This window comes from Serratia sp. CoH_134_PS_4, from assembly GCF_058190535.1.
Genome location: NZ_JBXWKI010000007.1, coordinates 253,875 through 277,855 on the forward strand (window position 1 = coordinate 253,875; position 23,981 = coordinate 277,855).

The following is a 23,981-nucleotide window of genomic DNA, read 5'->3' on the forward strand; positions in this document are numbered from 1 at the left end:
CAGATCTCAGCCCCGCAAAAAATCAGGCCTTCGGCTGTTGATCCAACGGCGCGATTTTGAAATCGCCGCGCGGTTGTGCGGTTTTGGTTTCCGGGCCGAACCAGCGATCGTAGATCTTCACCGCTTCGCCGTCTTTTTCCAGCGCGATCAGCGTGTCGTTAACCGTGGCCGTCAGGCGATCTTCCCCTTTTGGAATACCGACGCCCTGGTACTCTTTGGTAATGCTGAACGGGGAGATTTCGAAGTCCGCTTTCTGCGCGGCCGGCAGGTTGCCTAACAGGCCCACCAGCTTGGCGTCATCCTGGGTGATTGCCTGCACGTTGCCGTTACGCAACGCAACGAACGCCAGCGGGGTGTCATCGTAGGAGATCACTTTCGCCGTTGGATAATGCTCACGCAGCGTGATTTCCTGCACTGTCCCCTTGTCCGCACCGATACGCAGTTTTTTGATATCTTCCGGGGTTTTCAGCACGCCTTTATGGGCAATAAATTTCTGGCCGGTAGCAAAATAGGGCACGCTGAAGTTCACTTCCTTGGCGCGCTCATCGGTAATGGTGAAGTTGGCGGCGATCAGATCGACCTTTTTCGAGACCAATAAAGGAATACGGTTAGCTGGATTGGTGGCACGCAACTCCACCTTTACACCCAGCGCTTTACCAATCGCATCGGCCACATCAACGTCATAACCCACCAGCTTTTTAGTTTGCGGATCGATATAACCGAACGGCGGGTTACTGTCGAATACCGCGATACGCACTACGCCAGCTTTCTTGATGTCGTCGAGTTTGTCCGCATGCGCGGCACCGGTAGCGAGGCTGGTCAAGCTGGCTAATAGCGTTAAGGCCAAAACGCGATGTTTCATGGGAAGCTCCTAAGGGGTTGATGTCCTGCTGGCTGCTACGCTAGCAAGACCCACTTAGGTCAGGAAATAATATAAAAAGCTATATTTATAACCATTTTGTATTTAAGGGTTTTAAACGGCATAAAGGCGCAGTTTTCTGCGCCTTTATAGGGTAACTCGCGAAGAGAATTACTCTTTTTTCTCGTCTGTACCGTCGGAAGACAACAGTTTTTCCAAGGCATCACCACCAATATGGCGGAAGTCCTGGCCTTTCACGAAGTAGAAGATGAATTCGCAAATATTCTGGCAACGGTCACCGATACGCTCAATAGAACGTGCGCAGAACAATGCAGTCAGCACGCTTGGAATGGTGCGTGTGTCTTCCATCATATAAGTCATTAACTGGCGTACAATGCCTTCATATTCCTGATCGACTTTTCTGTCTTCGCGATAAATTCGGATCGCTTCGTCCAGATCCATACGCGCAAAGGCATCCAGCACATCATGCAACATCTGCACGGTATGGCGGCCAAGAGACTCCAGACTGACCAGCAGAGGCTGGTGCTGGTGCGAGAATTTCTCCAGTGCCGTGCGACAGATTTTGTCTGCCACATCGCCGATACGCTCCAGCTCAGAGATAGTTTTGATGATCGCCATCACCAAACGCAGGTCGCTGGCGGTCGGCTGGCGTTTGGCAATGATGCGCACACAGGCCTCATCGATTGCCACTTCCATCATATTGACCTTGGCATCGCCTTCGATCACCCGCTTGGCCAACTCACCGTCCTGGTTATGCATCGCGGTAATGGCGTCAGTCAGTTGCTGTTCCACCAGCCCACCCATGGTCAACACCTGGGTACGGATGTGCTCAAGTTCTGCGTTGAACTGGCCGGAAATGTGTTTATTTAAATTCAGGTTATCCATGATGCATCCTATCAACCATAACGGCCAGTGATGTAGTCTTCGGTCTGTTTTTTCTGTGGCGCGGTGAACAGGGTATCAGTATCACTGAACTCGATCAGTTCGCCCAGATACATAAATGCCGTGGAATCAGAACAACGCGCGGCCTGCTGCATGTTGTGAGTGACGATCACCACGGTGTAGTCAGACTTCAGCTCGCTGATCAGCTCTTCAATTTTACCGGTGGAAATCGGATCCAGCGCCGAGCAGGGTTCGTCCAGCAATAAGACGTCAGGGCGAATAGCAATCCCGCGGGCGATGCACAAACGCTGTTGCTGGCCACCAGACAGGCTATAACCGCTCTGGTGCAGCTTGTCTTTGGTCTCGTTCCACAGCGCTGCCTTGGTCAGAGCCCATTGCACGCGCTCATCCATATCGGCACGCGAGAGCTTTTCAAACAGACGTACACCGAAGGCGATATTGTCGTAAATCGACATTGGGAACGGTGTCGGTTTCTGGAACACCATGCCAACCTTGGCGCGCAGCAGGGCGATATCCGAGTTATCCGTCAGAATATTTTGCCCATCCAGCAGGATGCCGCCTTCAGCACGCTGCTCGGGGTATAACTGATACATCTTGTTGAAGGTGCGCAGCAGGGTAGATTTGCCGCAGCCGGACGGACCGATAAACGCGGTGACCTTGTTTTTGGCGATATCCAGCGTGATGTTTTTCAGCGCATGGAATTTGCCATAGTAGAAGTTCAGATCGCGTACCTGAATTTTGCTGCTGGAAGCGTCAGTAACCATACTCATCAAGACTTCTCTCTTTTCATCAGCGCCGCCATGGCAGCGCTCAAAATTTTATGAATGCTTTTGCTTGGCGAAAACCACACGCGCCAAGATATTCAGTAGCAGTACGCACAGGGTAATCAACAGCACCCCTGCCCAGGCCAGCTCTTGCCATTCGGCAAACGGGCTCATGGCGAATTTGAAAATAGTCACCGGTAAGTTGGCGATCGGCTGCATCAGGTCTGTGCTCCAGAACTGATTCGACAGCGAGGTAAACAGCAGCGGTGCTGTTTCCCCGGCAATACGCGCAATCGCCAGCAGCACACCGGTGATGATGCCGGAAACCGACGCTTTCAACGTGATGGCGGAAATCATGCGCCATTTCGGCGTACCCAGCGCGTAGGCAGCCTCACGCAGCGTATCCGGTACCAGCTTCAGCATATTCTCGGTAGTTCGGATAACGATCGGCACCTGCAACAGCGCCAGCGCGATGATCCCAGCCCAGCCGGAGAAGTGTTGCATCTTCGCCACCACGATGGTGTACACGAACAGGCCCACGACGATCGACGGGGCTGATAGCAGAATGTCGTTAATAAAACGGATCACCTCTGCCAGCCAGGATTTACGGCCATATTCCGCCAGATAAATGCCAGCCATGATGCCCAGCGGCGTACCGAACACGGTAGCCCACAGGATCAGCAGACCGCTGCCGGCAATGGCGTTCGCCAGACCGCCGCCTGCGGTGTTCGGTGGTGGCGTCATTTCGGTGAACAACGCCAGCGACATGCCATCGATGCCTTTGGTCACGGTAGAGAACAGGATCCACACCAGCCAGAACAGGCCAAAGGCCATGGTCGCCATCGACAAAAACAGCGCCAATCGGTTCTTCTGACGGCGCCACGCCTGCATTTTGCGGCGGCTTTCTAACAGCGCCAGGTCGTTTTGCATTTCCATAGTCGCCACGTTAGCGTCCCTCATTCTTGGCCAGACGCATAACCATCAACTTCGACAGCGCCAGGACGATAAAGGTGATAACAAACAGAATCAGCCCCAGCTCCATCAGCGCTGCGGTGTGCACCCCTGATTCTGCTTCAGCGAATTCGTTGGCCAGTGCCGAGGTGATGCTGTTACCCGGCATATACAGTGAAGCACTGTCGAGCTGATAGGTGTTACCGATGATGAAGGTCACGGCCATCGTTTCGCCCAGCGCGCGGCCCAAGCCGAGCATCACGCCCCCGATCACACCATTCTTGGTAAATGGCAGCACGATACGCCAGATCACTTCCCAGGTGGTGCAGCCGATGCCGTAGGCCGACTCTTTCATCATCACCGGGGTTTGTTCGAACACGTCGCGCATTACCGCGGCGATGTAAGGAATAATCATAATCGCCAGGATCACCCCAGCAGCCAGAATACCGATACCGAATGCCGGGCCAGAGAACAGCTCACCGACAATAGGGATACCCGACAAAACGTCGCCGACCGGGGTCTGGAAATATTTGGCAAACAGCGGGGCAAACACGAACAGGCCCCACATGCCGTAGACAATACTCGGGATTGCTGCCAGCAATTCAATGGCGATACCCAGTGGGCGTCTCAACCAGTTAGGTGCCAGCTCGGTCAGGAACAACGCAATACCAAAGCTGACAGGCACGGCGATAATCAGAGCAATCAGTGAGGTGACAACGGTGCCGTAGATAGGTACCAATGCACCGAATTGCTCAGCAGGTGCGTCCCACTCTTTTGTCCACAGGAAGGAGAAGCCGAATTTCTGCATGCTCGGCCAGGAGGCAAAGATCAGTGAAACAATAATGCCGCCCAGCAACAATAGGGTAATCAGCGCTGCCAGTTTTACCAGCGCGCTGAAGATAACGTCACCATTTTTACTCGGTGCTTTAATGGTCGGCTTGTACTCAGCCATAGATCACTCTCTATTTTAACCCTGGCAGGCCCAACATGGGTTAGACCCTGAAAACTGAGTGGGGCGCGCTGAAACACGCGCCCCTGCGTTGTTAGTACAGCGCTTTACCTGAACTGTCTTTTACGTTGGATTTCCATGCTGCACGCACCTGCTCGATAACTTCTTTCGGCAGAGTGGCGTAATCCAGGTCATTAGCCTGTTTGGCACCCGTTTTGTATGCCCAGTCAAAGAACTTCAGGACTTCAGTGCCCTGAGCTGGGTTTTTCTGCTCTTTGTGCACCAGAATGAAGGTGGTGGACGTGATTGGCCACACATTGTCGCCTTTCTGGTCAGTCAGATCCTGAGCGAAGGTTTTGCTCCAATCCACGCCTTTGGCGGCAGCGCTGAAGCTCTCTTCTGTTGGGCTAACGGCTTTGCCGTCGGCAGAAATCAGCTTGGTGTAAGCCAGGTTATTTTGCTTGGCGTAAGCGTATTCAACGTAACCGATAGAGCCTGGCAGACGTTGTACGAAGGCTGCGATGCCGTCGTTACCCTTGCCGCCCAGACCGGTTGGCCAGTTAACGGTAGAGCCTGCACCGATTTTCTCTTTCCACTGTGCGTTGGCTTTTGACAGGTAGCTGGTGAACACGAACGAAGTGCCTGAACCGTCAGCGCGGCGGACAACGGCAATGTTCTGATCCGGCAGCTTAACGCCTGGGTTCAGTTTGGTGATCGCCGGGTCGTTCCATTTCTTCACGTTACCCAGGTAGATATCGCCCAGGGTTTTGCCGTCCAGAATCAGTTCGCCGGATTTGATACCCGGGATATTCACCGCCAGTACGACGCCACCGATCACGGTAGGGAACTGGAACAGGCCATCAGCAGCCAGTTTTTCGTCAGTCAAAGGTGCATCAGAAGCACCAAAGTCAACGGTGTTGGCAACGATTTGCTTCACGCCGCCAGAAGAGCCGATGCCCTGATAGTTAACTTTGTTGCCGGTTTCTTTCTGATAAGAATCTGCCCACTTGGCATATACCGGAGCGGGGAATGTCGCACCTGCACCGGTCAGGCTAGCAGCAGCGAACGCGGACACGGCGGTCAGGGAGAAAGTCGCTGCCACAATACTGGCGACGGTGGTACGCATCAGTTTCATAATCCCTCCTAATGGGATATTTAAAAATCGACTTCGAGTCGTTTTCATCAGAGTAAGTATTGCTGCAGGAGGGAAAATAGGACAGTTTGGTGACAGTAAAATGTACGAAATATGACAGTTATATTACAACGCAAAAAGAAACACAGTAATCAAATAAAAATCATGCAGTTAAAGAGAAAAACACGCAATAATTAATCAATAAAAAAACACATTACATCTCATCTATCCGCTTGAATATGACAACTTTTATCCCGGCTGTCGCATCATTGTCATATTTGATTAGGCCATGAAAAAAGCCGGCGCAGCGGCCGGCTTCCAGAGTCTAACAAAGAGGGATTACTCTACTGTGACAGACTTCGCCAGGTTACGCGGCTGGTCAACGTCGGTGCCTTTGATCAGCGCAACGTGGTAAGAGAGCAACTGCAACGGCACGGTGTAGAAGATAGGAGCCACGATCTCTTCAACATGCGGCAACGGGATGATGGTCATGCCTTCGCTGCTGACGAAACCGGCGTCCTGATCGGCAAACACGTACAGCTGGCCGCCGCGCGCGCGCACTTCTTCAATGTTGGACTTCAGCTTTTCCAGCAGTTCGTTGTTTGGCGCAACCACGATCACTGGCATATCGGCGTCGATCAACGCCAGCGGGCCGTGTTTCAATTCACCGGCGGCATAGGCTTCCGCGTGAATATAGGAGATCTCTTTCAGCTTCAGCGCCCCTTCCATCGCGATCGGGTACTGATCGCCACGGCCCAGGAACAATGCGTGATGCTTGTCGGAGAAACCTTCCGCCAGCGCCTCGATGCTCTTATCCATCGACAGCATCTGTTCGATACGTGCCGGCAACGCCTGCAGGCCATGCACAATGTCATGCTCAACGCTTTCTGCCATGCCTTTCAGACGGCCCAAACGCGCCACCAGCATCAGCAATACCGCAAGCTGGGTGGTGAAGGCTTTGGTCGAAGCAACGCCGATCTCTGTACCGGCTTTGGTCATCAGCGCCAAATCGGACTCACGCACCAGTGAAGAACCGGCCACGTTGCACACCGCCAGCGACCCCAGATACCCCAGTTCTTTCGACAGGCGCAGCGCCGCCAGCGTATCGGCGGTTTCACCGGACTGCGACAGCGTAATGATCAGGCTATCTGGACGCACGGCAGACTTGCGGTAACGGAATTCGGATGCAATTTCGACGTCGCAAGGGACGCCAGCCAGGGATTCGAACCAATAACGCGCAACCATCCCGGAGTGGTAAGACGTCCCACAGGCGATAATTTGCACGTGCTGAACCTTCGACAGCAGTTCGTCGGCACGCAGGCCCAGCTCGCTCAGGTTGATTTGGCCATGGCTGAAACGCCCTTCAAGGGTATTCTTCAACGCCAGCGGCTGTTCATAGATCTCTTTTTGCATGTAATGGCGGTAAGCGCCTTTATCACCCGCATCGTACTGCACCTGGGATTCAATCTCAGGACGCTCAACGGCGTTGCCCTGCTTATCGAAAATGCTCACGCAGCGGCGGGTCATTTCTACCACGTCACCTTCCTCAAGGAAGATAAAACGGCGGGTAACCGGCAACAGTGCCAACTGATCGGATGCCAGGAAGTTTTCACCCACGCCACGACCGATAACCAACGGGCTTCCGGAACGTGCGGCCACCAGCACGCTTGGGTCACGGCTGTCCATCACCACGGTACCATAAGCGCCGCGCAGCTGAGGGATCACACGCTGAACGACTTCCAGCAAAGTGCCACCCTGGCGCTGCTCCCAATGCACCAGGTGAGCAATAACCTCGGTGTCGGTCTCGGAGCTGAAGTGATAACCGCGTTCGATCAGCAGTTCACGCAGCGGTTCGTGGTTTTCGATAATGCCGTTATGCACTACCGTAATGTAATCAGAAACATGCGGGTGCGCGTTAGCTTCGGTAGGTTCACCGTGCGTTGCCCAGCGGGTGTGAGCAATACCGGTGCCCCCATGCAATTCATGTTGTTCTGCGGCTTCGGCCAGTTTATTCACTTTGCCTACGCGGCGTAAGCGGTTGACGTTCCCTTCCGCATCCACCACAGCCAAACCCGCTGAGTCGTAGCCACGGTATTCAAGGCGGCGTAACCCTTCCAACAGAATCTCTGCAATATCACGTTGCGCTACTGCGCCTACAATTCCACACATCAGTTGTATTCCTAATTAAACGCCTTTCAGGGCGCTTTCGATGTCTTGACCTGATTTTGCCGGTTATTACCGTGCTTCCCCGAGCCTGTAGATGGTGGGGATTATCCTCTTCATCTTTCGCGCTGCTGCGTTGTTGGCTACGAGTGCTCATCCCAGTCACTTAGCGAACTAAGCTCCTGGGAATTCACACTCTTGCCACCTAGCAGCAACGTAAAATCTATTGAGGACTTTTATGTTTTGTATTGGGCTCGTAAGCAGAGCCCAACGCAAAACACACTCGTTATTTCTTCTTCACCGGGCGCTGCCAGCCCTGAATATGCACCTGCTTGACGCGGCTCAGCACCAGTTCGTCATCAGCGATATCGCGGGTTACTGTAGTACCGGCAGCAATCGTCGCGCCTTTACCCACAGAGACCGGTGCCACCAGTTGGGTGTCAGAACCGACAAACACACCGTCGCCAATAAGGGTTTTATGCTTGTTGGCACCATCGTAGTTACAGGTGATGGTACCGGCACCGATATTTACATCATCGCCAATCTCGGCGTCGCCAAGGTAACTCAAATGACCTGCTTTTGAGCCTTTGCCCAAGCGCGCCTTTTTCATTTCTACGAAGTTACCGACATGAGCACCGACAGCCAGCTCAGCCCCAGGACGCAGGCGAGCAAAAGGACCCACGGTACATTCAGCCGCCAACACCGCGTCTTCCAACACGCTGTACGGACTGATCTCGCAATCATCGCCGATCACGCAGTTTTTCAACACGCAGCCGGCACCGATTTTCACGCGATCCCCGAGCTTAACCGACCCTTCAATAATAACGTTGGCATCAATAGAGATATCACGACCGTGCACAAGTTCCCCGCGGAGGTCAAAACGCGCCGGATCCAGCAGCATTACGCCCGCTAACAACAACTTTTCAGACTGTTCTGCCTGATAAATACGTTCAAGCCGCGACAACTGCAGGCGGTTATTCACACCTTCTACTTCGCTCAGGCGCGATGGGTGCACCGCTTCAATTTTCTTACCGTCAGCATGAGCCAGCGCAATAATATCGGTGATGTAGAACTCACCCTGCGCGTTGTCGTTCTTCAGCATCCCCAGCCAGCGTTTTAGATCGCCGCCATTAGCCACCAGGATACCGGTGTTGATTTCATTAATTTGGCGCTGGGTTTCGCTGGCGTCCTTATGCTCGACAATCCCCACAACTGCATCGTTCTCACGCACGATACGGCCGTAGCCGCTTGGGTCAGCCAGTTTCACCGTCAGCAAGCCAATGCCACCTTGTGGCTTCGCGGCCATCAAGCGTTGCAAGGTATCGACAGAAATCAGCGGGACGTCGCCGTACAACATCAGCACGTCTTCGTCATCGGCAAAATGTGGTGCAGCCTGTTGCATGGCATGACCCGTACCCAATTGCTCGGCCTGTAACACCCAGTTCAGTGCGCCGTCAGTCAACGCACTTTTCAGCAGATCGCCGCCGTGGCCATATACCAGATGGACATTTTTCGCGCCCAATTTCATTGCGGCGTCAATGACGTGCTGCACCATGGGCTTACCGGCTAATGGATGTAACACCTTGGGAAGATCGGAATACATGCGTGTTCCCTTGCCCGCGGCGAGGATCACCACACTCATTGTGCTGTTAGACATAAGCAACCTGATAACTCCATTTTAATAGACGAAAGTAGAACCCTTTAGCCACGATATTACTACATATTTCTCTTCACGAACCCGGCCCAGACCATGGGGCACTAAGCACGCCGCCGCTAAGACGCTCACAGCCCAGAGATTGGCAGAACTGTCGGCGATCGGAGACATTTTTAGTCTCTATAACCGGTTATAACACCACAGTGCCAACCTGGCTGAAATGCTTATTTTAAAGCAAAAAAAAAGCGACCAAATAGGCCGCTTTCTTAATTTTGACTGCGTTATAAACGAGCCAAAATATTACATCGTTCTTCTGGTGAGCTCGATAACGCGCAATTTTGCGATCGCTTTCGCCAGTTCTGCAGATGCCTGAGCATAGTCGACATCGCCATGAGAGCTGTTGATATGTTCTTCAGCTTTACGCTTAGCTTCCAACGCTCTCGCTTCGTCGAGGTCCGTTCCACGGATAGCAGTGTCAGCCAGCACGGTGACCACGCTCGGTTGTACCTCAAGGATACCGCCGGACAGGTAGATGAACTCTTCTTCACCGTGTTGTTTAACAATACGCACCATGCCAGGCTTGATGGCAGTCAGCAGCGGCGCATGGCCAGGGAAAATCCCCAGTTCGCCTTCGCTACCTGTCACCTGGATCTTTTGTACCAGGCCGGAAAACATATGTTTTTCCGCGCTGACTACATCCAGATGGTAAGTCATAGCCATATCACCCTCCTCTCAAGGCGTTACAGTTTCTTGGCTTTTTCCACTGCTTCTTCAATGGCGCCAACCATGTAGAACGCTTGTTCAGGCAGGTGGTCATAGTCGCCGTCCATAATGCCTTTGAAACCACGGATGGTGTCTTTCAGCGATACGAACTTGCCCGGAGAACCGGTGAAGACTTCTGCCACGAAGAACGGCTGAGACAGGAAGCGTTGGATTTTACGCGCACGGGATACGACCAGTTTGTCATCTTCTGACAGCTCGTCCATACCCAGGATTGCGATGATATCTTTCAGTTCCTGGTAGCGTTGCAGAATGGACTGCACGCCACGCGCTACATCGTAGTGCTCCTGGCCAACTACCAGCGGATCCAACTGACGGCTGGTGGAATCCAGCGGGTCAACGGCCGGGTAGATACCCAGAGAAGCGATATTACGGCTCAGTACCACGGTTGCATCCAAGTGAGCAAAGGTGGTGGCTGGTGACGGGTCAGTCAAGTCATCCGCAGGAACGTAAACGGCCTGTACGGAGGTGATAGAACCGGTCTTGGTAGAGGTGATACGTTCTTGCAGAACGCCCATCTCTTCCGCCAGCGTTGGCTGATAACCTACCGCAGATGGCATACGGCCCAGAAGTGCGGACACTTCGGTACCGGCCAGGGTATAACGGTAAATGTTGTCAACGAACAGCAGAACGTCGCGGCCTTCATCACGGAATTTCTCCGCCATGGTCAGACCGGTCAGAGCAACGCGCAGACGGTTACCCGGTGGCTCATTCATTTGGCCGTAAACCAGGGATACTTTGTCCAGTACGTTGGAGTCGTTCATTTCGTGGTAGAAGTCGTTACCCTCACGAGTACGCTCACCCACGCCTGCAAACACGGAATAACCGGAGTGCTCGATCGCGATGTTACGGATCAGCTCCATCATGTTTACAGTTTTACCCACACCCGCACCACCGAACAGACCGACTTTACCGCCCTTAGCGAACGGACAAATCAGGTCCATAACCTTGATACCGGTTTCCAGCAGGTCCTGGGAGTTGGACAGATCTTCGTAGCTTGGCGCCGGACGGTGAATCGCCCAACGTTCTTCTTCGCCGATGTCGCCTTTCATGTCGATTGGTTCACCCAATACGTTCATGATACGGCCCAGGGTAGCTTTACCTACCGGTACTTCAATTGGGTGTTCCAGATCGTTCACTTTCAGACCGCGGCGCAGACCATCTGAGGTCCCCATCGCGATACAGCGAACTACGCCACCGCCCAACTGCTGCTGAACTTCCAGCACCAACTTCTCGGTACCGTTTTCTACCTCAAGAGCATTGTACACTTTTGGTACGGCATCCTGAGGGAACTCGACGTCCACTACGGCGCCGATTACCTGGATAATCTTTCCAGTAGCCATCTTGAATCCTCTACGTAATTCGTTTACCCGGCCTAGTTCAAACTGCTGGTGCGTTGACTGTCTTATCTCACCCCAGTGGCTTACTTTAGTAAGCGCCTGGGGACGTGCCAGTTGTCGCCTTCCCGCAATCTGAACGATTTAGGGTAATAACCTGGTTAAACCGCGGAGGCTCCCGAAACGATCTCGGTGAGTTCCTGAGTGATGCTGGCCTGACGAGCCTTGTTGTATACCAACTGCAGCTCTTTGATCAGGCTACCGCCGTTATCGGTTGCGGCTTTCATCGCTACCATTCGTGCGGCCTGCTCGCTGGCCAGGTTTTCCACGACGCCCTGATAAACCTGCGATTCCACATAGCGGCGCAGCAAGGTATCAAGCAGCACTTTTGGATCGGGTTCATACAGGTAATCCCAAGATTTTTTCTTCAGCTCACCGTCATCGGAAGGCGGCAACGGCAACAGCTGAACGATCTGCGGTTCCTGGGACATCGTATTGATAAATTTGTTGCTGACAATGTACAGCTTGTCCAAACGACCTTCGTCGTAGGCTTGCAGCATCACTTTCACCGGTCCGATCAGGTCTGACAGGGAAGGTTTATCCCCCATGCCGGTGACCTGGGCAACAACGTTACCGCCAACGGAACCAAAGAAAGAGGCCGCTTTAGAGCCAATCAGCGCCAAATCAACTTCAACGCCTTTTTCGGACCAGCCTTTCATCTCTGTCAACAGACGCTTGAACAGGTTGATGTTCAAGCCGCCACAGAGACCACGGTCAGTCGACACCACCAGATACCCGACGCGCTTAACGTCACGCTCATCCAGGTACGGGTGCTTATATTCCAGATTACCCAGAGCAAGGTGACCAATCACTTTGCGCATGGTCTCTGCATAAGGACGGCTGGCCGCCATGCGTTCCTGCGATTTACGCATTTTGGAGGCGGCGACCATTTCCATCGCTTTAGTGATCTTTTGCGTGTTTTGCACGCTCGCGATCTTACTACGTATCTCTTTTGCGCCGGCCATCTCTGCTTCTCCTCATTGCCAGACGGCCTGCTGTCTTTCAACTGCAGGCCGCTGAGCGTTACCAGGACTGGGTTTTCTTGAAGGTCTCGAGGATGCCTTTCAGCTTGCCCTCGATCTCATCATTGAAATTGCCAGTTTGGTTGATGTGGTTCAGCAACTCGGCATGCTCGCGGTCTGCGTAAGCAACCAGCGCGGCTTCGAAGCTCACGACTTTCGCGACTTCAACGTCGTTCAGGTAGCCACGTTCTGCGGCAAACAGGACCAGAGACTGTTGTGCGACGGACATCGGCGCATACTGTTTCTGTTTCAGCAGCTCGGTCACTTTCTGACCGTGGCTCAGCTGTTTGCGGGTCGCATCATCCAGATCGGAAGCGAACTGAGAGAACGCAGCCAGTTCACGATACTGTGCCAATGCGGTACGAATACCACCGGACAGTTTTTTCATGATCTTGGTTTGCGCTGCACCGCCCACACGGGATACAGAGATACCCGGGTTAACTGCCGGACGAATACCGGAGTTAAACAGGTTGGATTCCAGGAAGATCTGACCATCGGTAATCGAGATTACGTTGGTCGGAACGAACGCGGAAACGTCACCCGCCTGGGTTTCAATGATTGGCAGAGCAGTCAGTGAACCGGTTTGGCCTTTGACTTCACCTTTAGTGAAGGCTTCAACATACTCGGCGTTAACACGCGCAGCACGCTCCAGCAAACGGGAGTGGAGGTAGAATACGTCGCCTGGGTAAGCTTCACGACCTGGTGGACGACGAAGCAGCAGGGAAATCTGACGATAAGCAACGGCCTGTTTGGACAGGTCATCATACACAATCAGCGCGTCTTCACCGCGGTCACGGAAGTATTCGCCCATCGCACAACCGGCATACGGTGCCAGGTATTGCAATGCAGCAGATTCAGACGCGGTAGCAACCACAACGATGGTGTTTGCCAGTGCACCGTGCTCTTCCAGTTTGCGCACCACGTTAGCGATGGTAGATGCTTTCTGGCCGATAGCCACGTAGACACATTTGATGCCTGAATCGCGCTGGTTGATGATCGCATCGATTGCCAGAGCAGTTTTACCTGTCTGACGGTCACCGATCACCAGCTCACGCTGGCCACGGCCGATTGGGATCATGGCGTCAACAGATTTGTAGCCAGTTTGAACTGGTTGATCTACAGACTGACGCTCGATAACACCAGGGGCAATAGCTTCAACCGGGGAGAAACCGTCGTTATCAACCGGGCCTTTACCGTCAATAGGTGCGCCCAGGGTGTTAACTACACGGCCCAGCAGGCCACGGCCAACCGGAACTTCCAGAATACGGCCAGTACATTTTACCTTCATGCCTTCGGCCAGATCCGCGTACGGACCCATAACCACGGCACCTACGGAGTCGCGCTCCAGGTTCAATGCGATTGCGTAACGGTTGCCTGGCAGTGCGATCATTTCGCCCTGCATAACTTCGGCCAGACCGTGTACGCGGATGATCCCGTCACTGACGGAAACAATAGTACCTTCATTGTGAGCTTCGCTCACCACATTGAACTGAGCAATGCGCTGCTTGATCAGTTCGCTGATTTCGGTGGAATTCAGTTGCATGCTCCAGTCCCCTTAAGACTGCAAGACGTCTGTCAGGCGTTCAAGACGACCGCGAACGCTGCCATCAATCACCATATCGCCAGCACGGATAATTACGCCGGCCAGTACAGACTTGTCAATTTTGCAATTCAGCTTAACTTTGCGTGACAGACGTTTTTCCATCGCAGCGACAATATTTGCCTGCTGTTTGTCGCTCAGTGCGCTCGCAGAGAGCACGTCGACTTCGACGGTGGATTCCAACAAGGCGCGCAGTTCGGTGAACTGCTGCAGCACGGCAGGAAGAACCAGTAAACGTCCATTTTCGGCCATTACACGGATAAAGTTCTGGCCATGTTCGTCGAGTTGATCGCCACATACCGCGATGAACGTCTTGGACAGCATCTCTGGCGCCATAGCGCCAGACAGCAGTTCAGAAATCTGTTCATTGCGAGTGACATCAGCAGCAAACGCCAGCATATCCTGCCAGCGCTCTACGCTTTGATGCTCAACGGCAAAGTCAAAAGCTGCTTTGGCGTAGGGGCGAGCTACAGTTACAAATTCAGACATCAGCCCCTCCCTCCTTACAGTTCAGCGACCAGTTTATCAACGATGTCGCTGTTAGCAGCTTCATCCACGGAACGTTCGATGATCTTCTCGGCGCCGGCAATTGCCAGCATCGCGACTTGCTTACGCAACTCTTCACGAGCGCGCTTACGTTCGGCTTCGATCTCAGCCTGAGCCTGCGCCACGATTTTGTTACGTTCCTGCTCGGCTTCGGCTTTCGCTTCATCCATGATCTGAGCTTTGCGTTTGTTTGCTTGCTCGATGATCACCTGAGCTTCTGCTTTAGCAGTTTTCAGCTGGTCGGTCGCATTGGCTTGCGCTAAGTCCAAATCTTTTTTGGCACGTTCTGCAGAAGCGAGACCGTCAGCAATTTCTCCCTGACGCTTCTCGATGGCTGCCATAATCGGCGGCCATACGTACTTCATACAGAACCAGACAAACAGAACGAACGCGATGGCCTGGCCGAGGATTGTTGCGTTAAGATTCACAGCACAATGCCTCTTTAAAAGTTAAATAGTGTGGTTTCAGTGTAGAGAAATTCTCTACTTACGCGACAGCAAACATCACGTACAGACCCAGACCAACAGCGATCATCGGGATGGCGTCAACCAGACCCATAACGATAAAGAACTGTGTACGCAGCAGAGGAATCAGGTCAGGCTGACGTGCAGCGCCTTCCAAGAATTTACCACCCAGGATGCCGATACCGATCGCAGCACCGATTGCCGCTAAACCCATCATCACAGCGGCAGCCATGTACAGCAGATCCATACTCAGGTTTTCCATGACAGTCTCCAGTTTGTTTCAGTTTAAAAGTGCAAGTGTTTTAAGAAAATCAGTGCTCTTCAGATGCCATCGAGAGATAGACAATCGTCAGAACCATGAAAATAAAGGCTTGAAGCGTAATGATCAGGATGTGGAAAATAGCCCAAGGCAAGCTCAGGATCCACTGTGACCACCACGGCAACAGACCAGCAATCAGGATGAAGATCAACTCACCCGCATACATGTTGCCGAACAGTCGCAGGCCGAGTGAAACAGGCTTGGACAGCAGGCTGACACCTTCAAGAATCAGGTTGATAGGAATGAATACTGGGTGGTTGAACGGCTGCATGGTTAACTCTTTAACGAACCCACCAACGCCTTTCATTTTAATGCTATAGAACAGAATCAGGATAAACACACCCAACGCCATCGACAGGGTGACGTTTACGTCAGCTGTTGGCACCACGCGTAATGCCGGCAGGCCGAGCTGAGCCCCGATGAACGGCAAGAAGTCTACCGGGATCAGGTCCATCATGTTCATCAGGAATACCCAAACAAACACCGTCAGCGCCAGCGGAGCAATGACCTTGCTCTTGCCGTGATACATATCTTTGACGCTGCTGTCGACGAATCCAACGACCAGTTCCACTGCGGTTTGCAGTTTGCCCGGCACACCGCTGGTGGCGTTTTTGGCAACCTTGCGGAAAATCACCAGGAACAAAACCCCGAGGACAACGGAGAAAAACATCGAGTCGAGGTTAATCGACCAAAAACCAGTCCCGACCTGAAGTTGCGTCAGGTGGTGACCGATATACTCCTGTGGACTGTTGTATCCCTCTGCAGACATGATGCCTCTACCCTTATTTAGTTAATTTCGGTAACTGTTAATCACGGCGGGTGCCACTATCTGCACCACTAACACCGCTAAATAGGTCAGGCCAAGCGGTATAAACGCCGCTTTGAACACCCCAAGCGCCACGATCAACAAAACTATGGTGATCAAGACCTTCAATCCTTCGCCGATGGCAAACGACCAGGCAACCCGACCGGGTGCCGGCGTCTGCGCCTGATGGCGCAAGGCAAACAGCATAAACATGGTACTCGGCAACCAGGCAGCCAGACCGCCCGCCAGTGCCGAACCGCTCCATTCCAGGCTTTTCAGACCGAAAGCAGCGCTGATCAGAACAAAAGTCATTAACTGCAGAAACAGCAATTTGCGAGCAACTTTTCCGCTGTAAAGGGACACAGACATGACGTTTGTTCTCTCCGTACCCCAGAGTGGGTATGCTGAGTGACGTATAAAACTGTCTTTGCTGCTCTGAGTCAAGCTGCAAAAAACGAGCAAATTATACGGGGCATACCAACGAATTCAATCGATAAGTAGCGAAAAGGTGAACAATTATTTAAATTTCCCCATTTGAGGCTATTTTCACAAGAAAACAGTCGGAATAATAGGGCTCATTTAATTGTCTGATTATTCCAGCGTTACAGTAAGAAACGTGGTACTGCTCACAGTAATACCTGTTTCTGATTTATAGCCCATCAAAAGCAAAAGCGTCTTTAGCAAATTGGGCGATCAAAAAGATATTATAAATCAAAATATTACAAGTTAACTGTTCAAAAACAATCCGTATACCCGATAAAAACCTTTTATTGACAGCTTCGGGGACAATATTACAACAGGCAATTAACATTAGCAGTAAAGCAAGATCCTTCACTTATCGTTGCTAACGTAACTATTACGATCTGCAATTACCTTATTGTCGCTAATTGGCGGCTATTTTTGTGTTAATAAAAAGTAAATTAACTAAAAAAACCATCATTTAATTAGCCTGCTTATCTTCCCTATTGCCACTATCTTTTAATTCACGCTTATTTGATCAAAAACAAACTCAGTTTGCCTTAAGGATGACCAGATGGCGTTCACCTTCAAGCTCCGGCACCTGCAGACGTACCACCGATTCCAGTTGTATGCCTTCTGGCAGCTGTGTCAGTTCTTCGTCCGGACGCACCCCTTTCAGCGCATAGAAGCGCCCCTGCCCTTTTGCCGGCAGATGATGACACCAGGACAGCATATCTTGCAGAGAAGCAAAGGCACGGCTGATAACACCGTCAAACGGCGGCTCCGCCGGGAAATCCTCAACACGACTTTGCACCGGTTCAATGTTAGTCAGACCAAGCTCATGTTGTACCTGGCGCAAGAAACGCACGCGCTTGCCCAAACTGTCCAGTAAGGTGAAGTGAGCATCAGGACGAACGATCGCCAGCGGAATGCCTGGTAAGCCAGGGCCGGTGCCAACGTCGATGAAACGAGAACCTTGCAGATGTGGATTTACCACAATGCTGTCGAGAATATGGCGTACCAGCATTTGCTGCGGATCACGCACTGAAGTGAGGTTGTAAGCTTTGTTCCACTTGTCCAACATACCAACATAACCCAGCAACTGCTGTTTTTGCTGATCGGGAAGCGCAATGCCTGCTGCCGACAGCAGCGAGTCTAATTTTTTCTGCACAACGTGTCCTCTGACAGGCGCGGAACGGCAAGCCGGTTAGGGCTGGCCAAGGTGGCGACTATGATAATTCAGGGTTGGGGGGATGTCAGCGATCGTTTGTTTACTTGATAAACAAACGATCGCCTAAAAGCAGTATTTATGCGCTGCGGCGCAGCAGCCCCTGCTTTTTCAGCCAAATCAGTAGAATTGAGATTGCCGCAGGGGTAATGCCTGATATACGTGAAGCCTGGCCGATCGAGTTCGGCTTATGGTCATTCAGTTTGGCAATCACTTCATTCGACAGACCGGAAACTTGCTGATAATCGAGATCCAAAGGCAGCACCGTATTTTCATTGCGCTGCTGTTTTTCGATCTCTTCCTGCTGGCGAGCAATATAACCTTCGTATTTTACCTGGATCTCAACTTGCTCAGCGGCTTGAACATCAGCCAGCGGTGGTGCGAATGCCGCGACAGAGGTCAATTGGGTGTAATCCATTTCTGGACGACGCAGCAGCTCTTCACCGTTGGCTTCACGCGATAACGGCGCTTTCAACAGTGCGTTGACCTGATCGACGTTCTCAGCATGCGGATGCATCCAAATGTCACGCAGGCGCTGGCGTTCTTGTTCGATACGCTCGAGTTTTTCGCTAAAGCGTGCCCAGCGGGTGTCGTCAACCAAACCCAACTCGCGGCCTTTTTCGGTCAGGCGGATATCGGCATTGTCTTCACGCAACATCAGGCGATATTCGGCACGAGAGGTGAACATACGGTACGGCTCTTTGGTACCCAGCGTGCTGAGATCGTCCACCAAGACGCCGAGGTAAGCTTGATCGCGGCGTGGAGACCAACCTTCATCTTCGTTGGCATAACGGCCTGCATTCAGACCCGCTAATAAGCCTTGAGCAGCCGCCTCTTCATAGCCGGTAGTACCGTTAATTTGCCCAGCGAAGAACAGGCCCTGGATAAATTTGCTTTCCAGTGTCGGTTTCAGATCGCGTGGATCGAAGAAATCATACTCAATGGCATAGCCTGGTCGAATGATCCGAGCATTTTGCATCCCTTCCATTGAGCGAACAATCTGCATCTGCACGTCAAACGGCAAGCTGGTGGAAATGCCGTTTGGATAAATCTCATTGCTGGTCAGGCCTTCTGGCTCGAGGAAGATCTGGTGCGCGTTACGATCGGCAAAACGCATCACTTTGTCTTCGATCGACGGGCAGTAACGTGGGCCGATCCCTTCGATGATCCCGGCATACATCGGGCTGCGATCGAGGTTATTGCGGATCACGTCGTGCGTTTTTTCGTTGGTGTAGGTGATGTAGCACGCCATTTGTTCTGGGTGCTGTTCCGCATTGCCCATAAACGAGAATACGGGGATAGGAGTATCACCGTGTTGCGGTGCCAATACGCTGAAATCGATAGTCCGGGCATCGATACGCGGAGGCGTACCGGTTTTCAAGCGGTTAACACGCAAAGGTAACTCACGTAAGCGCTGTGACAATGAGATCGACGGAGGATCCCCTGCACGGCCACCGCTGTAGTTTTCCAGGCCGATGTGAATCTTGCCGTCCAGGAAGGTACCGACGGTCAGCACAACCGCCTTGGCGCGGAATTTCAACCCCATTTGGGTCACCGCCCCGACGACGCGATCGTTTTCCACAATCAGATCTTCGACGGGCTGTTGGAAGATCATCAGGTTTGGCTGGTTTTCCAGTGCGGTGCGTACAGCTTGGCGATACAGCACACGGTCTGCTTGAGCACGAGTGGCTCGCACCGCTGGGCCTTTGCTGGCGTTTAGTATCCTAAACTGGATACCTGCATGATCGATCGCAGTCGCCATTAGGCCGCCAAGTGCATCAATTTCCTTAACCAGATGCCCTTTACCAATACCGCCAATCGCCGGGTTGCAAGACATCTGCCCCAACGTATCGATATTGTGTGTCAATAATAAAGTCTGACGTCCCATGCGTGCCGCAGCCATAGCGGCTTCGGTACCGGCATGTCCACCACCGATGATGATGACGTCAAATTGCTCTGGATAAAACATGGAACTGCACCTCGCCGTATTGCGAACGATCGTTGTTTGCCCTGGGGTGGGCGATTCTACTCAAGTTTAGTCGATCGACCAAGTGGTCAGGATCGTAGGTAATTAAAAGAAGATCTTTTTTATTTAAAGATCTCTTTATTAGATCTCTTATTAGGATCGCGATCTTCTGTGGATAAGTGATTATTCGTGATTGAGATCAGCGAATTAAGGAGGATCGTTAGCTGTGAATGATCGGTGATCCTAAGGCTTATAAGCTGGGATCTAAATGGCATGTTATGCACAGGACAAAAAGCGACCTAAGGTTGTTATTGGGATAACTACTGGTTTTACCCTGCTTTTAAGCTTAGTTATCCACAATCGTTCGGGTGATCTTTGTACGAATTAGAGTAAATTAATCCACTTTTTCACCCATTCCTCAGCTGGATCCTCAGGAATTTCGTGTTCAGTCACGTCGATCTCTAGCCGATCGCCGATCCTTTTCGCTCCACGAGCAATCAGAAGATCGTCGATCCGTTGGATAGCACCACAGAAAGTATCGTATTCAGAGCTGCCTAAACCCACTGCACCGAACTGCACCTGGGATAAGTCAGGAAGCTGTTCTTCTATTTGTTCCAGCAGGGGTTGCAGATTATCCGGTAAATCACCGGCGCCGTGGGTAGAAGACACCACCAGCCAACGCCCGGACAGGGTCAGTTCATCCAATTCAGGGCCATGCAGGGTCTCAGTCGTAAAGCCCGCGGCTTCCAGCTTTTCAGCCAGATGCTCGGCTACGTACTCAGCACTGCCAAGGGTACTGCCACTGATCAGAGTAATGTCTGCCATGAAATGAATGATCCCAACCTTCTCAAAGTGGCAGCATTGTACGCTGTGAATCGGCTGGGATCTACCTGTGGATAATATGGGTATAGTAAATAATTGGCTAAGGAGTGATGGTACGCATGATGGGGTTCTGCAGCGAGATCAGGGTTTCAGTAGACTGGATCTCGTCTATCGTCTGGATCTTGTTGATAAGTACTTGTTGCAACGCATCTATCGAGCGGCACATCACCTTAATGAACACGCTGTAATGGCCGGTGGTGTAATAAGCCTCTACCACTTCTTCCAGGCTTTCGAGCTTTTTCAGCGCGGAAGGATAGTCTTTAGCACTCTTTAATATAATGCCGATAAAACAACAGACGTCGTAACCCAATCGTTTGGGATTTACGTCTACCCGCGCACCGGTGATGATACCGGCTTGTTTCATCTTCTCTACCCGCACATGAATAGTGCCGGGGCTCACTGCAAAATTCTTCGCCAGTTCGGCATACGGTGTGCGTGCGTTCTCCATCAGGGCGTTAAGGATGCCGCGATCGAGATTATCGATCTGATAATTTTCAGCCATTTAATCCCCCACTCATTGCTGATTATTGAATTATTACCGTATCAAAATGAATGATTAAAAGTGAAAAGGCAATATTGATTAGTGGATATTGAATTGCGGTGCGGTTCTGTTGCTTAATCACTGGCAACAGAGACAGGTTTATAAGAGATACGGCAATGAAAAAACAGTTTATCCAAAAACAACAACAAATCAGCCTGGTTAAATCCTTCTTCTCTCGCCAATTAGAACAGCAGCTGGGTTTGATCGAGGTGCAAGCACCGATCCTCAGCCGCTTGGGCGATGGTACCCAGGACAACCTGTCTGGCAGCGAGAAAGCTGTGCAGGTAAAGGTAAAAACGTTGCCGGATGCGACCTTTGAAGTGGTGCATTCACTGGCCAAGTGGAAGCGTAAGACACTGGGCAGCTACGACTTCGGCGCTGGTGAAGGCCTGTATACCCATATGAAAGCGCTGCGTCCGGACGAAGATCGTCTGAGCGCGATCCATTCGGTCTATGTCGATCAATGGGACTGGGAGCGAGTGATGGGCGATGGCGAACGTAGCCAGGATTACCTCGAAAGCACCGTGCGCAGCATTTATGCGGCGATTAAAGCGACCGAAGGTGAGGTCAGCCGCGAATATGGCTTAACGCCGTTCCTGCCAGAACAGATTCATTTCGTGCACAGCGAAACCCTGTTACAACGCTACCCTGAGCTGGATGCCAAAGGCCGCGAACGCGCGATTGCCAAAGAATTGGGCGCGGTATTCTTGATCGGCATTGGCGGCAAACTGTCACACGGTAAATCACACGATGTGCGAGCGCCGGATTATGATGACTGGACGACGCCAGCAGCAGACGGCCTGGCCGGTTTGAACGGCGATATTCTGGTATGGAACCCGGTTCTGCAGGACGCGTTTGAGCTTTCATCCATGGGGATTCGTGTTGATGCCGGCGCACTGAAACGCCAGTTGGCGCAAACCGGTGATGAAGATCGCTTAGCACTGGAATGGCATCAATCACTGTTGCGTGGCGACATGCCGCAAACTATCGGTGGGGGTATCGGTCAGTCGCGTCTGGTGATGCTGCTGCTGCAACTGTCTCATATCGGCCAGGTACAATGCGGTGTGTGGTCACCGCAAGTACGCGAAGCGGTCGACGGGCTGTTGTAATTATCAGCGCCGCCAGCGGCGCATCAAACGGCTTTTTAACCCGGTATCAAAGCGCCAGATATGATCGAATATGCGCATGATGCCGGGTTTGCCGTAGCTGGACATGGCCACCGCGTGAAAACGCTGTTGGTGGCTCTGCTGCTGCTGTTTCACCTTCTTTATTACGTCTTCCGGCAACCGCTGGGCGATAAAATCTGAAATGATCACCGCGTCGGCGTCAAACCAACCGCTTTCAGCCATTTTGCTCACCGTAGCGTTCAGGCATGCCGCCAGATCGGTACCGCCGCGAAAGTGTTGACCAAGAAAACGCACTGCTTGCTCAATACCGCTGGCCGCCGTGAGTTCGTAATGCACGATTTGATTGGCGAATAACATGATGTAGCAGCGGCGGTTATCTGCTAACGCAATGCGTAACAGCGCCAGGCAGAAGGCTTTTGCGCACTGTTCATTAAACCCGCCCATGGAACCTGAAGTATCCACACAGACAATAAATGGCCCGCGAGGCTGTTGATCCTGTTGCTGGTGGGTAACCTGACGGATCGTGATCTGTTCCTGCCAGACATCGCCTTGCAGACGATAACTTAACAGCCGTTTTTCCAGCAGCCGGCGATAAAATTCAAACTCCAGCTCTTCAATGCCCAACGTAACCAGCTCGGGCGGCAGTAGACGAAGAATGTCGTCGCTTTGATGAATACCGCTAACTTCCTCAGGCAGCGTGGCCGGCACCTGCACCATCACGCGAAACGGCTCCGGCAGCGCATCCTGTTGCTGCACCGCTTTGGCCTGATAGCTGCGGCCAAGCTGCTGCGCCAGCTTTTTCAGCTCGGGCTGTTGCTGCAAGAAGTTGCCGTACTCCACCAGCCGCTGATAGTCACCGCGCTGCAAATGGCCTTTACTCATATCCCACAACCGCCCCGCGGCAGTGTCATTTTCCGACAATACCGGCTCTAGCGCGCCACTCAACGCCAGGCGTTCCTGCAATTCGGCCATCAGTTGTTCACGTTCCTGTTCCAATAACTGATGATGCATCATGGTAGCCTGCAGCGTCAGACTGATACGCCAGCGCTGTAGAAACAGGGTTTGGAAGCTGTCATCCAGCGGATGGTTAGGCAGATCCGCTGCATCCACCAGCGTGCGGGCCTGCTCATAGAAAGGAGAAACCAGTTGGCGCAGTAGGTCCAGGGTGTCATTAAGGTTATGAAAGAACTGGGTGTTGTTTTCTAATTGGCACTGTTGGTAGCGATAAAATTCCTGTGCCAGCGCGGGCGGTACCATGGCCTCATGAAGGCGTTCTTTGAGTTGCAGCTTCCAGCGCGGTAGATCGTTATCCAACGCTCGACGTATTGCGGGAAACTTTTTGAAGAAAACCGTTAGCTGCGGCGCGGCCAGCATGCCTATGATCATCTCCTCGATCAGCTCACCTTCGGTGATCGCTAACAGCAGATCGAGTGTTTCCAGACTGAGCAT

At 52.3% G+C, this 23,981-nt stretch carries 23 protein-coding genes; 1 reads left to right on the forward strand and 22 read right to left on the reverse strand.

All coding sequences use genetic code 11. The annotated features are described in order from the left end of the window. Nucleotides 1-22 precede the first annotated feature (22 nt). The 21 genes from AC2FCQ_RS13610 to asnC all read right to left on the reverse strand — a co-directional run bounded on the left by AC2FCQ_RS13610 (nucleotide 23) and on the right by asnC (nucleotide 21,366). Nucleotides 23-862 (reverse strand): ABC transporter substrate-binding protein, encoded by an 840-nt coding sequence (locus AC2FCQ_RS13610; RefSeq protein ID WP_490308405.1) that lies wholly within the window; start codon nucleotides 860-862, stop codon nucleotides 23-25. 168 nt (nucleotides 863-1,030) lie between these two features. Then, nucleotides 1,031-1,765: a phosphate signaling complex protein PhoU gene (phoU, locus tag AC2FCQ_RS13615; RefSeq protein WP_209638080.1), complete on the reverse strand. Its 735-nt coding sequence runs from the start codon at nucleotides 1,763-1,765 to the stop codon at nucleotides 1,031-1,033. Between the two features lie 11 nt (nucleotides 1,766-1,776). Continuing rightward, nucleotides 1,777-2,547: a phosphate ABC transporter ATP-binding protein PstB gene (gene pstB, locus AC2FCQ_RS13620; protein WP_369804765.1), complete on the reverse strand. Its 771-nt coding sequence runs from the start codon at nucleotides 2,545-2,547 to the stop codon at nucleotides 1,777-1,779. Between the two features lie 54 nt (nucleotides 2,548-2,601). Further along, nucleotides 2,602-3,492 carry a phosphate ABC transporter permease PstA gene (gene pstA, locus AC2FCQ_RS13625; RefSeq protein WP_265556634.1) on the reverse strand — a complete coding sequence of 297 codons (891 nt, stop codon included), beginning with the start codon at nucleotides 3,490-3,492 and terminating at the stop codon, nucleotides 2,602-2,604. 1 nt (nucleotide 3,493) lies between these two features. Beyond that, entirely contained in the window at nucleotides 3,494-4,450 is a 957-nt protein-coding gene (pstC, locus tag AC2FCQ_RS13630; RefSeq protein ID WP_037421236.1) for a phosphate ABC transporter permease PstC, read from the reverse strand. Between the two features lie 91 nt (nucleotides 4,451-4,541). Further along, nucleotides 4,542-5,582, reverse strand: coding sequence for a phosphate ABC transporter substrate-binding protein PstS (gene pstS / locus AC2FCQ_RS13635; RefSeq protein ID WP_209638083.1), 1,041 nt, complete (start codon nucleotides 5,580-5,582; stop codon nucleotides 4,542-4,544). 336 nt (nucleotides 5,583-5,918) lie between these two features. Next, complete coding sequence (gene glmS, locus AC2FCQ_RS13640; protein WP_490308406.1) at nucleotides 5,919-7,748, reverse strand: glutamine--fructose-6-phosphate transaminase (isomerizing); 1,830 nt, start codon at nucleotides 7,746-7,748, stop codon at nucleotides 5,919-5,921. Nucleotides 7,749-8,028: 280 nt separating this feature from the next. Further along, nucleotides 8,029-9,399, reverse strand: a complete 1,371-nt coding sequence (gene glmU / locus AC2FCQ_RS13645) for a bifunctional UDP-N-acetylglucosamine diphosphorylase/glucosamine-1-phosphate N-acetyltransferase GlmU (protein ID WP_490308407.1) — start codon at nucleotides 9,397-9,399, stop codon at nucleotides 8,029-8,031. A gap of 297 nt (nucleotides 9,400-9,696) precedes the next feature. Next, the gene (locus AC2FCQ_RS13650; protein WP_209638090.1) at nucleotides 9,697-10,116 is read right to left on the reverse strand and encodes a F0F1 ATP synthase subunit epsilon; all 420 of its coding nucleotides are present in this window, start codon (nucleotides 10,114-10,116) and stop codon (nucleotides 9,697-9,699) included. Between the two features lie 20 nt (nucleotides 10,117-10,136). Next, nucleotides 10,137-11,519 (reverse strand): F0F1 ATP synthase subunit beta, encoded by a 1,383-nt coding sequence (gene atpD, locus AC2FCQ_RS13655; protein WP_020837712.1) that lies wholly within the window; start codon nucleotides 11,517-11,519, stop codon nucleotides 10,137-10,139. Between the two features lie 155 nt (nucleotides 11,520-11,674). After that, nucleotides 11,675-12,538 carry a F0F1 ATP synthase subunit gamma gene (gene atpG, locus AC2FCQ_RS13660; protein ID WP_490308408.1) on the reverse strand — a complete coding sequence of 288 codons (864 nt, stop codon included), beginning with the start codon at nucleotides 12,536-12,538 and terminating at the stop codon, nucleotides 11,675-11,677. A 58-nt stretch (nucleotides 12,539-12,596) separates the two neighbouring features. After that, on the reverse strand, nucleotides 12,597-14,138 hold the full coding sequence (atpA, locus tag AC2FCQ_RS13665) for a F0F1 ATP synthase subunit alpha (RefSeq protein ID WP_209638093.1): 1,542 nt from the start codon (nucleotides 14,136-14,138) through the stop codon (nucleotides 12,597-12,599). Nucleotides 14,139-14,150: 12 nt separating this feature from the next. Then, nucleotides 14,151-14,684 (reverse strand): F0F1 ATP synthase subunit delta, encoded by a 534-nt coding sequence (gene atpH, locus AC2FCQ_RS13670; protein WP_209638095.1) that lies wholly within the window; start codon nucleotides 14,682-14,684, stop codon nucleotides 14,151-14,153. A gap of 14 nt (nucleotides 14,685-14,698) precedes the next feature. Further along, entirely contained in the window at nucleotides 14,699-15,169 is a 471-nt protein-coding gene (gene atpF / locus AC2FCQ_RS13675; protein ID WP_004950476.1) for a F0F1 ATP synthase subunit B, read from the reverse strand. Nucleotides 15,170-15,227: 58 nt separating this feature from the next. Continuing rightward, on the reverse strand, nucleotides 15,228-15,467 hold the full coding sequence (gene atpE / locus AC2FCQ_RS13680; RefSeq protein WP_004093904.1) for a F0F1 ATP synthase subunit C: 240 nt from the start codon (nucleotides 15,465-15,467) through the stop codon (nucleotides 15,228-15,230). A 49-nt stretch (nucleotides 15,468-15,516) separates the two neighbouring features. Continuing rightward, complete coding sequence (gene atpB / locus AC2FCQ_RS13685) at nucleotides 15,517-16,293, reverse strand: F0F1 ATP synthase subunit A (RefSeq protein ID WP_265556630.1); 777 nt, start codon at nucleotides 16,291-16,293, stop codon at nucleotides 15,517-15,519. Between the two features lie 21 nt (nucleotides 16,294-16,314). Continuing rightward, nucleotides 16,315-16,698, reverse strand: coding sequence for a F0F1 ATP synthase subunit I (gene atpI / locus AC2FCQ_RS13690; protein WP_209638099.1), 384 nt, complete (start codon nucleotides 16,696-16,698; stop codon nucleotides 16,315-16,317). Between the two features lie 640 nt (nucleotides 16,699-17,338). Beyond that, nucleotides 17,339-17,959 (reverse strand): 16S rRNA (guanine(527)-N(7))-methyltransferase RsmG, encoded by a 621-nt coding sequence (gene rsmG / locus AC2FCQ_RS13695; protein ID WP_209638101.1) that lies wholly within the window; start codon nucleotides 17,957-17,959, stop codon nucleotides 17,339-17,341. Between the two features lie 136 nt (nucleotides 17,960-18,095). Next, nucleotides 18,096-19,985 carry a tRNA uridine-5-carboxymethylaminomethyl(34) synthesis enzyme MnmG gene (mnmG, locus tag AC2FCQ_RS13700; RefSeq protein ID WP_265556629.1) on the reverse strand — a complete coding sequence of 630 codons (1,890 nt, stop codon included), beginning with the start codon at nucleotides 19,983-19,985 and terminating at the stop codon, nucleotides 18,096-18,098. Nucleotides 19,986-20,366: 381 nt separating this feature from the next. Continuing rightward, on the reverse strand, nucleotides 20,367-20,807 hold the full coding sequence (gene mioC, locus AC2FCQ_RS13705) for an FMN-binding protein MioC (RefSeq protein ID WP_265556628.1): 441 nt from the start codon (nucleotides 20,805-20,807) through the stop codon (nucleotides 20,367-20,369). Nucleotides 20,808-20,904: 97 nt separating this feature from the next. Then, nucleotides 20,905-21,366 (reverse strand): transcriptional regulator AsnC, encoded by a 462-nt coding sequence (gene asnC, locus AC2FCQ_RS13710; RefSeq protein ID WP_004950461.1) that lies wholly within the window; start codon nucleotides 21,364-21,366, stop codon nucleotides 20,905-20,907. A gap of 155 nt (nucleotides 21,367-21,521) precedes the next feature. On the opposite strand from asnC, the gene asnA reads away from it, so the two are divergent. Next, a complete protein-coding gene (gene asnA / locus AC2FCQ_RS13715; protein ID WP_209638103.1) occupies nucleotides 21,522-22,514 on the forward strand; it encodes an aspartate--ammonia ligase in 993 nt (330 codons plus the stop codon). Between the two features lie 3 nt (nucleotides 22,515-22,517). Here asnA and viaA read toward each other — a convergent pair whose 3' ends face one another. After that, a complete protein-coding gene (viaA, locus tag AC2FCQ_RS13720) occupies nucleotides 22,518-23,981 on the reverse strand; it encodes an ATPase RavA stimulator ViaA (RefSeq protein WP_265556626.1) in 1,464 nt (487 codons plus the stop codon).